This window comes from Shewanella algicola (genome assembly GCF_014648035.1).
Classification (GTDB): Bacteria; Pseudomonadota; Gammaproteobacteria; order Enterobacterales; family Shewanellaceae; genus Shewanella; species Shewanella algicola.
In genome coordinates this window covers 104,498-115,644 of record NZ_BMQI01000007.1, presented here as the reverse complement: position 1 = coordinate 115,644, position 11,147 = coordinate 104,498, and the positions used below count along the sequence as shown (strand labels likewise).

Sequence of the window (11,147 nt, the reverse complement as noted above, 5' to 3'; positions counted from 1 at the left end):
GCAGTATATGCTTGAAAGTCGATTTACGCTGAGAAGCAACCTTCCAGAGCTGATATACCAGGAATTATGGGGGTTATTATTAGCTTATAATTTAATACGTTATAAAATGATTTTAATGGCCAAGTCGCTTAAAAGCGTCTTTCCAAATCAACTGAGCTTTCGAGATGCCTCATCTCATATTATCAATCAACTCACCAATATGCCGTTATATGCCCCTGGAAATGTCCCAAGATTTATTTTAGACATAGAGAGAAATGCTAAACAGTTTAAGCTAGAAGGAAGACGAGAAAGAAGTTATCCGAGGTGCCTAAAAGTCAGTAAAAATGGCTACCCGGTGGCAAAAAGAAAAAATGCCGCTCAACTTAAGTGAACGGCATTAAGCCTAAGCTGCCTTTTTGTTATCCATAATTAATATCTAATTAATGCAGATCAAGTTTCTTATGATTTATTTATTGATTATCTTCTGGTTTGAATACTGGATTATCAAGCTTTTCTTCAAAGCTAGTTGGCGCAATAAACGTTAAACCAGTAGGAAGTTCTTCTAACTTTTGGCCAGCTAGCGTTAACGCTTCTACATATTCAATCATAGATTCATTATCAATAAAGCCTGACTTAATAACAGGAGAAAGCTTCTTGGTATCAAAGATTTCATAACCATCTTTACCACCAGCAATATAAGCATTGGTAGAGATCTTGTAAGTCATCTCTGGGTCAATATCAGTACAACCGCCAGCAGCGACGCCATTAGGACATACATGTAAATCTTCGATTTGCTCACCCGCAACAGCTTTGCCATTGAACGTAAATTCAATATTTGCAAATGTTGGGAATGAACCAGAAGAAGTAGTAAGTGAGTAATTAATGGTATCTTCTAGCAGTTGAGTTATATCGCTACCTTTCAACTCAACAATAGCCAACTCATTGCTGAAATATAAAAGTGAACCAATAATATAACCTGCAGTTAAATTACCAGTGGCATCATTTTTAATATCATTACGCACACCACCTGTATTGGTAATGGCCATATCAATGCCATAACCATGTTGGTTCAATTTCCATACCATAGACGCGGCAACATGAGCACCGGCTTCTGAACCCGTAATCGGCAATGAAGCGCCATTACGTTTAACACCCGGCTGGCGGACATGATCTAACATCCCAGTATCAATAGGATCGTTAGCATCAAATACTTGACCAATTACTTTACCTTCAAATTCTTCAATTAGTGGTTTGTAATCGATATCGATAATACTGCGTAATAAAACATCTTCTTCAGTGATAGCAATATTATCTTGTTCACCAACAAAGGCTTCAGCTGCACTTTGGTCAGCTTCAGTCAATAGCTCACGATTTTCACCATCATACTTATGCTTAAAGTCATTATCGATTAGCAGTGTGTTGTTACCTTGACAAACGGTCACTTCACCATTTTCAAAAGTGATATCTGCTTGGCCTACGGCTTGAGCAACCTCGCCAGCTTGTACAATACATGTTTTAGAAGTGCCATTAGGGTTGGTAATCATCTCAGCATAACTTGCAATGCTTGAACCCATACCATTACCAATATTAGTGAAGTCACCTAATAAAGTATGAGAGTGGCCACCAACAATGACATCTACACCGTTGACGCTTTCAGCAATACGAATATCTCTATCTAAGCCGATGTGACTTACCATAACAACTTTATCTACACCCATCTCATTTAGCGCATCAACTGTCGCTTGAGCGGTTACCACCTCACCTTTGAAAACTAAATCGTCACCAGGAGAAGAAATCGACTTCATGTCTTCTAAGACTAATCCAAAAATACCGACTTTAACGTCACCGTATTCTTTAATAGTGTAAGACTTAATGTTGGTCACACCAGACATTTGAGAGTCTGCACTTGTATCTAAGTTAGCGGCAAGAAGTGGAAAGTTCACTTTATTAGCAAATTCAATCAAAGGACCATCACCAAGATCAAACTCGTGATTACCAATTGTCATTGCATCAAGATTCATTTCACGCAATAAAGTGGCATTACCTGCACCTTTTAGAACATTAAAATAAAGCGAACCCTGGAAAGCGTCACCACCATGTAAAGCAAGGAAAGGTTTATTAGCATCCGTAGCCATAGTTCTAGCATTTTTTAATGCCGTTGCAACACGAGGATACCCACCTACTGAAGTACGAATACTCATATCTTCAGAGTTCACTTGAGCGGTAAAATCTAATGATGTTGGATCAAAACTCGAGTGAGTATCATTGATATGGGCAATGCGTAAGTTAAACGTACTGACGTCAGTATCATTATTATCGTCACTACTATTACAACCTGTTAGTGCAACAATAATTGCAGTCGCTAGTAACCCTTTATACATCGTTCTATTCATGTAAAACCCCATTATTTAAATAATTTATTATTTTTTGCTTAATATGTATTAGTTTTCTTTTAGAGCTCAATGATCTATTTAAAATAAATGATTTGTGGTTAAAAAAACAATATTGTTAATACAAATAGCATTGTCAACAAAACCGCAACAAACGTTAACCACGAGCAACTCAAAAATATTTCAGAAATGAGCATCTCTAACTTTTACCGGGACGATAATAGCAAACAATAGCGGGGATATGTGACGAATTTATGACAAAATGTGAGACTTAATACAATATTAACATGTAGTTACAACACCCATTGTTCTTGCAAAAAAACAGTGAGACCTTGCTTTTGACTTTTATACCATTAAGAAAATAATTTAGCTGCATTTAAACAGCTAACCCGTTAAATAATATAGATTATTACCCAAAACACTTAATGAGCTAATTGTTTTTTTAGTAAAACAGTAAAATTTCTAATAAAAGATTTTAATTTAACATTACCGTAATACATGCTGTAGCCATTGACCAATCTCTACAAGTTGGTTAGGTAACACACTATGAGCCATCCGAAAGGTTTTCCAAGTGGTGTTATACCCCTCTGCGTTAAGAGCATCATGGGCCATTTTACCGGCAAACAATGGCACCACATCATCTTGCTCACCATGGTGTTGCAATATAGGTGTGGAGTAATTGGCTTCAGCTAAATGCTCAGGCAATGCCTCACCGCCAGGTAAATAACAAGACAGTGCCATAATGCCCGCTAAGCGTTGCTCAAAACGCAAGCCGGTAAATAAACTCATTACCCCGCCCTGACTAAAACCCGCAAGCACGATTTTATCGGCACTGATGCCTTGGGCAATTTGCTCATTGATTAGCTGCATCACAGCTTGCTCTGATGCCATCACACCTTGTAAATCTGCTCTGTCATGCAAATCCATACTTTTTATGTCATACCAAGAGCGCATCACAAAGCCACCATTAATGGTTACAGCTTGTTCTGGCGCGTGAGGAAACACAAAACGAATGCTGTGATCGCTAGGTAAGCCTAATACCGGAACGACAGGCGCAAAACCCGCACCAGAATCGCCTAATCCGTGAAGCCAAATTACACACGCTGTTGCAGGAGTTTGTGGTTCAATTACAATTTTATCTAGAGATGACATTACTTATCCTTTTTATAGCAATCGCTTTTTACAATCATACTTTCAAGCGTTGTGAGTAATCTGGATGCATTACTGGGCTTGTATACCCGTACAATTTAATACTTGTTCTAATTGCGCAGCATTATCAAGTTTGATGCTCCAACGAACAGTACCGGCATCAGCTGCGATAACCAGCCCTTGATGAAAACAACTCATATCATCTACCGAAGCCGTTAATACAATCTGGTTGTCATGAAAACGACACTGAATTTCATTCACGGTGACAATAATTTTACCGATTGAAAAGTCGATGACCATGATTTTTCCTTTTTATGCACACCACAAATAAAAATCCCAAGTGATTTACTTGGGATTTCAAGTTAAACAGCAATCTTACTTAACCTGAGCTCGGGTTACTTAGTGGTGGTGACCACCTGCGCCATGGGCATGACCATGGGCAATTTCTTCGTCTGATGCGTCACGTGTACCGACAACTTCAATGTCGAAAGTCAGTTCACGGCCGGCTAATGGATGGTTAACATCAACTGTCGCCATAAATTTACCGACTTTAAGCACGGTCACTTGGCGTTGACCTTGTTCGGTTTGTATCATGGCTGCCATGCCGGGTTTCCACACTTTAGCACCAACTAAATGCTTTACAGAAACACGTTGCTCAGTGCCTTCTTGACGTTCACCATAGGTATCAGCTGCAGGAGGGGTAACAGAAAACTTATCGCCCACTTCTTTACCAGTAATGGCATCTTCGATACCAGGCATCATGTTGTCATGGCCATGTAAGTACGCAATAGGATCACGGCCTTCGTTTGACTCAATCACTTCACCTTTTTCATCGCGCAGAGTGTAATTAAACTGCACAATCATATCGTCTTTAATGCTCATCATTATTCCTTAAAACAAAAATTTGCCGAAGCTTAACAAAAGCCCGCAAAGGCATCCACAAAAAGTTAGCCTCAACTAGGTTTACTCACGTTGAATGCTTATGGTTATAGCTTAATCCCAAGCTTATCGAAGGTCTTTGCATCAGGAAAACCATCAGCAATTAACCCATGCTTTTTCTGAAAACCTTGCAAACCTAACACCGAGTTGCGGCCTAAAATACCATCAGCCTTACCAACATCAAACCCTTGGTCATTCAGTTTGATTTGCAATTTTTTGACGATATCACGGCTTAGTCGTGGCTGTTTAGGTACTGTACGACTCAACGCTGGCGCTCCATTAATTCTGTCTGCCAAATGCCCCACCGAAATTGCGTAAAACTCCGAGCGATTCCAGCGCATAATGACATTAAAATTGGCATAACCTAAAAATGCCGGCCCCGTATGCCCTGCTGGTAAATACAATGCGGCTTGCATATCCGGGGTTGAAATAGCTTGGCCATTGGTTTTTTTAATATTAAGCGCATGCCATTGGCTCAATGGTAAGATCGATTTACTGCCTAAATACTCAAATGAATAATTGGCCGGTAGCAACACTTCTCTGCCCCATCGTTCATCGGCTTGCCAACCAAGGTGCTGTAAAAAATTAGCTGCTGAGGTTAATGCATCGGCTTCGCTATTCCATAAATCAGCAATACCATCACCGTCGCCGTCTACAGCATATTTACGGTAATTGGTTGGCATAAACTGGGTATGCCCCATTGCACCGGCCCATGAGCCGACCATTTTACTGTCGTCAAATTGATATTGCTGTTTAAGCTTAAGTGCTTGCAATAGTTCACCGGTAAAATAATCACTGCGACGAGGATCGCAAGCGAGCGTCGCTAATGAATCCAGTACAGGCATGTTGCCTTTATAACTACCAAAATTAGTTTCCAAGCCCCAAAAAGCAACGATATATTGCCCTGGCACGCCATATTCATGGGTTAATTGAGTCAATAAGTCGTGATGTTTGGCCAACATTTTGCGACCTTGCTCAACCCGCCATGTTGTGACGCGTTTTTCAAAATAATCGCCAAACGTAGTAGTAAATTCAGGTTGTTGATTATCAAGTTCAATGACTCTAGGTACATACTTCAAACTAGCCACGGTTGTATCAATAATATGCTGTGAGATCCCAGCAACCTTGGCTTTTTGCTGCAAGTTAATCACACATGTCGCAAAATCAGTTTGCACAGGTTCTGGTGTGAGGTTAACAGCAGGCTCAGGTGATGCCGACGCAGCGCAAGCGCTGAGCAAAGAGCTTGAAACAAACATTGAAGCAATAAACACTGAAAAACGGCTTTTATGGGTCATGAAAACACTTACTTATCACAAATGAATGACGAATATCGTGACGCATCGCCATTCAGGAAACAAGAGGTGTTAGCATTAAACCCTGTTTATTTATCATAAATTGCATTTTTACATTTCAATTGGTACAAAGTTTCAACATAAACATAATTGTCATTAATTAGGCCTTTTCCTTATGCGTTGAGTCCGTATAATGAAATCAATTCTCACTCATTGAAGCGACTTATCATGACCGAACAAACACCTGCGCTAATCAGCTTTATCGAAAACGTAAAACAGCATCAAGTGCTATGGGGCTTACAAGATGAAACCGGTGAAGGCTGGGTAGTATGTGATTCTTCTGAATTTGAAGAAACTGATGTCATGCCTTTATGGTCTAGCGAAGCTGCTGCGACCAGTCACTGCACTGAAGAATGGGCCGACTACAAAGCGGTAACCATTACCCTGACTGAGTTTTTAGAATATTGGGTTGGCGATTTAAATGACGATGGCGTACTGATTGGTGTTGATTGGGAAGCCGATCAAGAATGCGAAGAAATAGACCCTATCGTATTAGCGAAAGAATTAGTCGATTACGAAAAAGAGTAATACTTCTTGAATCGACACTATTTAAGCTGCTCTTTATGAGCGGCTTTTTTATTTTAAGTACACCATTTGTTATTGAAAGCGTGCCTCCTTATGCCTACATTAATTGACATTCCATTCGAGCAGCGCCATACCTGCTGGTTTTGCGCAGAACCGAGTAATCAAGTATTTGATTATTACCGCATGACTCACACGCCACATCCATCGCTTGCGGTGCCAGCTTGTAAAGAATGTTTAGGATTAGCGAAAAAGAACCCATTAACCTCGATTTGGGACTGCCGCGATGCAGTTAAAGATCAATTAATGCATATTTACCGCAAAGATTTAGCTATCGGCATTAATTGGACAGAGCAAGAATTAGAAGAGTCTGAATTTGAGTGCAAAATTTTTGGTGGCTTCAAAAAAAGTGCCTGGATGATGTATCAAATAGCCCAAGAACGCATTAACGCTAAAGGCTGGCCCCTTAGCCTTGATGGCATCATGCTAGATGGTGAGGATGGTCATTATCAGGCAGGGTTTGAGTTTGATGGTGTGAGATTTACATCATTACCCAAAGCCATAGAGCACTACAGCAACACCTTGTCTTTAGATGCGCGATTTTTACAACAGTTAGTGACCTTACTAGGTAAAGCAAAATTTGGCCATGCGATAAAAATTGCCAGACTTAACATTGGCATTACCCATGGACACCAGCGAAAAATTATCGACGAATTAATTGAAGATGCAGATCAGTGACAAGCAAGTCACATTGCTCGCTATCACAGGTTGGTGAGTGATTGAGACGCGTTAACTCTAGAGGTATTGACTGAGTGCGGTATTTGCCGCACTCACTATTATTTTATAGTACTAGCAGGCTGCGTAAACGGTCTTGTACTACACCCACCAGTAAGTCAGGTTGAAACTTAGAAATGAACTCGTTACAGCCTACTTTTTCAACCATGGCTTTATTAAAACTGCCACTTAAAGACGTATTTAAGGTAATAAATAACGAGGTCATGCGCGGATCAGCGCGTACTTCAGCGGTCAGCTTATAACCATCCATTTCTGGCATTTCCGCATCGGTTATCATCATTAACAACTCATCGGCCACTTGTTTTCCGTCATCAGCCCAAGATTGCAGTAACCTTAATGCTTGTAATCCGTCAGAAGCTTCAATGATATCAATACCCAAAGGTGTTAATGTGTCGCGTACCTGTTTGCGGGCGGTTGATGAGTCATCCACGATTAACACTTTACGTCCTGGCATATTCGGCACAAGACTCTCATCGAGCACCCCTTCAGACAAACTCACATCATAATCAATGATTTCTGCCAGTACTTTTTCGACATCAATAATAGACACCAGATGCGTTATCCCCTCTTGCTCAACCTTGGTGATGGCGGTTAAGTAATTATGTGCCCCAGAGGTTTTCGGCGGCGGCATAATATCACTCCAGGTCATATTGATAATATGCTCAACTTTTCCGACTAAAAAGGCCTGCACACTTCGATTGTACTCAGTAATAATTAAGTTACTGTCGTCAGTAATCGGCATTTTTGAAAAGCCAATCGCTTCGCGTAAATTGATAACCGGAATGGATGTACCACGGATATTAGCCACACCGTAAATCTTTGGATTACTGCCGGGCAACATATTTATTGCTGGTAGCTTCACCACTTCTTTAACTTTAAACACATTGATCGCGAATAATTGTGTTGAACTAATGCGAAATAACAACAGTTCTAAACGGTTTTCACCGACTAATTGGGTGCGTTGGTCTACCGTATCGAGCACTTTATTCATGAAGCAATCCACCTAACTAAAATAACAATCAAATTAATTATACTAAAAAACGACTTTAAAAGGGCTTTGTAAGCATGATACAACCGACAAAATGAGATTAAAGCTGTCAATTGCAGATCAAACCAACCCATTAAGTCGTATAGTCGACGCTAAAAGGTATTGTTGTATCAAACGGAGTTAACCATGAAAAAGTCATTACATCATCTCGTCGCCTTACCATTGCTCGGATTTTCGTTACTTGGGCTATCAGCCTGCACGATCATCGATGAACCTGTAGATGTCGTCAAACCGTTTGAACTACAGCAATATCTGGGCACCTGGTATGAAATCGCCCGCCTAGATCATTCATTTGAGCGGGGAATGACCAATGTGACCGCGCAATACAGCATTGACGGTGACAAAGTGGTGGTGATTAACAAAGGATTTAAACAAGACGAACAGCAATGGGACCAAGCAGAAGGCAAAGCCTACTTTATTGATGGAGACAATAAAGGTTTACTCAAAGTGTCTTTCTTTGGGCCTTTTTACGGCGCTTATCAAATTCATGATATTGAACAAAATAGTCAAGGTCAGTACACAAACTCATTAGTGATTGGACCTAATAATCAATATGCCTGGATTTTGTCGCGCAGCCCAAGATTAGCCCCAGCAATCAAACAACGGTTTATCAACAAGCTTGCAGCCTTATCAATAAGTGAAGATAAGCTCATTTGGGTGCAACAAGGTGATCAACAATAGCATGCAACTCGTACAATAGGTCAGATGCACTGTTATTTGATCCAGAGGCTGTAATGATAATTCCAATTTTCCCATTACCTATTTGCTTGCTCCCGCAAGGGTACACGCAATTACGTATTTTTGAATCTAGATACAAACGCTTAGTGTCTGAATCACTCAAAAGTGGACAAGGCTTTGGGTTATGTATGCTTGCTGATGACAAAAAAACCATTTTACCTATTGGTACGCTAACCGAGATAATCGATTTTGAAACGCTCGATGATGGTCTGTTAGGGATTAGTGTTCAAGGCAAGCAAACCTTTTCGATTAACAAAATCGATGTTGAACATGATGGCTTAAAACGTGCCGACGTGACATTAATAGACAGTTGGCCGAGCGATCTCATTGAAGCTCAAGTAGTTCAACCACACATTAAGCCATTAGAGCGCAAGAAGGATCAGTTTTTAAGCAAAACACTTAAACAACTACTGCAGCAGTACCCGCAACACTTAGCTCATTATTCTGAAGATAACTTTAATGATATTGCTTGGGTGTGTCAGCGTTGGTTAGAAGTTATCCCTTTAAGTGCCAAAGAAAAGTATCAATGTATTAATAGTCACGACCATTTGTTAGCTAAATCGTTTTTATTCGACATTATAAAATAACACCCGAATATGATCCGTTTATCTTCACCTTGCGTATGAGTTATTAGTGAATAAACAACACCCTTTTGCAAACTCTAATTTGGCCCTGCAAAAAGGCAAAAGTGACCTATTCAATTGTGTTTTTACTGGATGCGAGTGAAAAAAATGGAAAATGTTCAATCACAAAGCGCACAAACTCGTTATGATAAAGGAAATCTTATCGCAAGATCGTCCAATCAACGAAGTGGTGCTATGAAATCAGACGAACCCAATCCAATGGCAGATGAACTTGCTCACTTAATGATGCAAGTGGCTAATAATCGGTGTAAACGGTCTTTTGCAAGCCTGTTTTCTCATTTTGCCCCCAAAATAAACTCATTTGGAGTACAACGTCTGAGTCAGCAAGGCTTAGCCATGGACCTAGTTCAAGAAACCATGGCGCGAGTATGGACTAAAGCGCACTTATACAATGCTGACAAAGCAGCTGTGAGTACTTGGGTGTTCACCATCATGCGTAACCAATGCTTTGACATGCTGCGCAAAGTACAACACAACCGTGAAGATGCATTCGGCGACGATATCTGGCCTTTATTTGAGTCTGATGACGCTGAAAACAACGAAGAAGATTTTTTATTATCAGCCAATTTACTGCAACATGTTGAAGATCTTCCGCCATTGCAACGTCAGGTCGTACAGGGGATTTACATGCAGGAGCTGACACAACAAGAACTTGCAGACAAACTCAATATACCTATTGGTACCGTTAAATCTCGACTTAGACTCGGGCTAGAAAAGTTAAAAAGCTTTATGGAGAAACATTATGATTAATTACCACCCTGATCAGCATTTGCTGTCTCTCCATGCTAAAGGCGAATTACCGTTATCGATGTCGATTGCCATTTCTGCTCATGCAGAATTATGCTCACATTGTCGGCAGCAACTTAATCAAATGACCATTGCCCTATCTGAGCAAGAGTTTGAGCAACAACAAACGGTAGCAGAACAATTTGATGACGCTGGTTTAAGTGGCCTTTTAGACCAATTTATGTCATCAACATTAGACAATTTAGACACTGAGCCGACCCCACAACCACAGGTAGTTGACAACACAGTCACCATTAAAGGTGAGCAATACGCATTGCCACGAGTTTTTAGAAAGCAAATAAATGCTTCATGGCAAGGCATAGGTAAAGTGAGTCGTTTACGTTTAGACACTGGTGAACCACAGGCAAGAGCAAGTTTACTGCACATTGCAGCCAATGGCGAAATACCAGAGCACACCCATAAAGGGGCTGAGTTAACCTTATTATTAGCGGGCGAATTTAGCGATTGCTATAACACATACAAGCCTGGTGATTTTATGCTGCTTGATCAAGCACATCAACATTCACCTAAAACTACCGAAGGTTGCTTATGTTATACCATCGTTGATGCGCCACTGTACTTTACTAAAGGGTTCAGTAAGCTGCTTAACCCTATAGGTGATTTACTGTATTAATTAAGTTCATTCACTATTTTAAGAATTACGATAACCACGGTTATCGTAATTCTATAAACTAAACGTAGGAATATTAGAAAACTTATGGTTATTTAAAAACCAATATTTTCAAAATCTTACCAAGAATTAAAGGTGTCAACAGCCGTTTTTACAAACAATTTGATTATCTTT

Annotated in this window: 12 protein-coding genes and 1 pseudogene; 7 read left to right on the top strand and 6 right to left on the bottom strand. The window is 40.2% G+C overall.

Annotated features, from left to right (window positions below; translation table 11 throughout):
• Positions 1 to 370: pseudogene (locus tag IEY42_RS04940) on the top strand (IS4 family transposase); the annotation flags it as partial.
• 79 nt (positions 371 to 449) lie between these two features.
• On the opposite strand, the gene IEY42_RS04935 reads toward IEY42_RS04940, so the two are convergent.
• The 5 genes from IEY42_RS04935 to IEY42_RS04915 all read right to left on the bottom strand — a co-directional run bounded on the left by IEY42_RS04935 (position 450) and on the right by IEY42_RS04915 (position 5,752).
• Entirely contained in the window at positions 450 to 2,372 is a 1,923-nt protein-coding gene (locus IEY42_RS04935; protein ID WP_188924220.1) for a bifunctional metallophosphatase/5'-nucleotidase, read from the bottom strand.
• A 483-nt stretch (positions 2,373 to 2,855) separates the two neighbouring features.
• Positions 2,856 to 3,521, bottom strand: a complete 666-nt coding sequence (locus IEY42_RS04930; RefSeq protein WP_188924219.1) for an alpha/beta hydrolase — start codon at positions 3,519 to 3,521, stop codon at positions 2,856 to 2,858.
• Between the two features lie 69 nt (positions 3,522 to 3,590).
• Positions 3,591 to 3,818 (bottom strand): DUF3389 family protein, encoded by a 228-nt coding sequence (locus IEY42_RS04925; RefSeq protein WP_188924218.1) that lies wholly within the window; start codon positions 3,816 to 3,818, stop codon positions 3,591 to 3,593.
• A gap of 99 nt (positions 3,819 to 3,917) precedes the next feature.
• Entirely contained in the window at positions 3,918 to 4,400 is a 483-nt protein-coding gene (locus IEY42_RS04920) for an FKBP-type peptidyl-prolyl cis-trans isomerase (protein ID WP_188924217.1), read from the bottom strand.
• Positions 4,401 to 4,504: 104 nt separating this feature from the next.
• Positions 4,505 to 5,752, bottom strand: a complete 1,248-nt coding sequence (locus IEY42_RS04915; protein WP_188924216.1) for a lytic murein transglycosylase — start codon at positions 5,750 to 5,752, stop codon at positions 4,505 to 4,507.
• Between the two features lie 225 nt (positions 5,753 to 5,977).
• Between IEY42_RS04915 and IEY42_RS04910 the strand changes: the two genes are divergently transcribed.
• Both IEY42_RS04910 and IEY42_RS04905 read left to right on the top strand, forming a co-directional pair.
• A complete protein-coding gene (locus IEY42_RS04910) occupies positions 5,978 to 6,337 on the top strand; it encodes a DUF2750 domain-containing protein (RefSeq protein ID WP_188916522.1) in 360 nt (119 codons plus the stop codon).
• Positions 6,338 to 6,427: 90 nt separating this feature from the next.
• On the top strand, positions 6,428 to 7,069 hold the full coding sequence (locus tag IEY42_RS04905) for a hypothetical protein (protein WP_188924215.1): 642 nt from the start codon (positions 6,428 to 6,430) through the stop codon (positions 7,067 to 7,069).
• 103 nt (positions 7,070 to 7,172) lie between these two features.
• On the opposite strand, the gene IEY42_RS04900 is transcribed toward IEY42_RS04905, so the two are convergent.
• The gene (locus IEY42_RS04900; protein WP_188924214.1) at positions 7,173 to 8,117 is read right to left on the bottom strand and encodes a chemotaxis protein CheV; all 945 of its coding nucleotides are present in this window, start codon (positions 8,115 to 8,117) and stop codon (positions 7,173 to 7,175) included.
• Positions 8,118 to 8,300: 183 nt separating this feature from the next.
• Between IEY42_RS04900 and IEY42_RS04895 the strand changes: the two genes are divergently transcribed.
• From IEY42_RS04895 to IEY42_RS04880, 4 genes are all read left to right on the top strand, one after another.
• A complete protein-coding gene (locus tag IEY42_RS04895) occupies positions 8,301 to 8,855 on the top strand; it encodes a lipocalin family protein (protein WP_188924213.1) in 555 nt (184 codons plus the stop codon).
• A 53-nt stretch (positions 8,856 to 8,908) separates the two neighbouring features.
• Complete coding sequence (locus tag IEY42_RS04890; RefSeq protein ID WP_188924212.1) at positions 8,909 to 9,499, top strand: LON peptidase substrate-binding domain-containing protein; 591 nt, start codon at positions 8,909 to 8,911, stop codon at positions 9,497 to 9,499.
• A gap of 144 nt (positions 9,500 to 9,643) precedes the next feature.
• On the top strand, positions 9,644 to 10,306 hold the full coding sequence (locus IEY42_RS04885; protein ID WP_188924211.1) for a sigma-70 family RNA polymerase sigma factor: 663 nt from the start codon (positions 9,644 to 9,646) through the stop codon (positions 10,304 to 10,306).
• Entirely contained in the window at positions 10,299 to 10,976 is a 678-nt protein-coding gene (locus tag IEY42_RS04880) for a ChrR family anti-sigma-E factor (RefSeq protein WP_188924210.1), read from the top strand. The genes IEY42_RS04885 and IEY42_RS04880 overlap by 8 nt, the downstream gene beginning before the upstream one ends.
• The last annotated feature ends 171 nt before the right edge of the window (positions 10,977 to 11,147 follow it).

Excerpts from the sequence above, each read along its gene's own strand:
- IEY42_RS04935 (WP_188924220.1), bottom strand. The coding sequence starts at position 2,372 with ATGAATAGAACGATGTATAAAGGGTTACTAGCGACTGCAATTATTGTT.
- IEY42_RS04930 (WP_188924219.1), bottom strand. The coding sequence starts at position 3,521 with ATGTCATCTCTAGATAAAATTGTAATTGAACCACAAACTCCTGCAACA.
- IEY42_RS04925 (WP_188924218.1), bottom strand. The coding sequence starts at position 3,818 with ATGGTCATCGACTTTTCAATCGGTAAAATTATTGTCACCGTGAATGAA.
- IEY42_RS04920 (WP_188924217.1), bottom strand. The coding sequence starts at position 4,400 with ATGAGCATTAAAGACGATATGATTGTGCAGTTTAATTACACTCTGCGC.
- IEY42_RS04915 (WP_188924216.1), bottom strand. The coding sequence starts at position 5,752 with ATGACCCATAAAAGCCGTTTTTCAGTGTTTATTGCTTCAATGTTTGTT.
- IEY42_RS04910 (WP_188916522.1), top strand. The coding sequence starts at position 5,978 with ATGACCGAACAAACACCTGCGCTAATCAGCTTTATCGAAAACGTAAAA.
- IEY42_RS04905 (WP_188924215.1), top strand. The coding sequence starts at position 6,428 with ATGCCTACATTAATTGACATTCCATTCGAGCAGCGCCATACCTGCTGG.
- IEY42_RS04900 (WP_188924214.1), bottom strand. The coding sequence starts at position 8,117 with ATGAATAAAGTGCTCGATACGGTAGACCAACGCACCCAATTAGTCGGT.
- IEY42_RS04895 (WP_188924213.1), top strand. The coding sequence starts at position 8,301 with ATGAAAAAGTCATTACATCATCTCGTCGCCTTACCATTGCTCGGATTT.
- IEY42_RS04890 (WP_188924212.1), top strand. The coding sequence starts at position 8,909 with ATGATAATTCCAATTTTCCCATTACCTATTTGCTTGCTCCCGCAAGGG.
- IEY42_RS04885 (WP_188924211.1), top strand. The coding sequence starts at position 9,644 with ATGGAAAATGTTCAATCACAAAGCGCACAAACTCGTTATGATAAAGGA.
- IEY42_RS04880 (WP_188924210.1), top strand. The coding sequence starts at position 10,299 with ATGATTAATTACCACCCTGATCAGCATTTGCTGTCTCTCCATGCTAAA.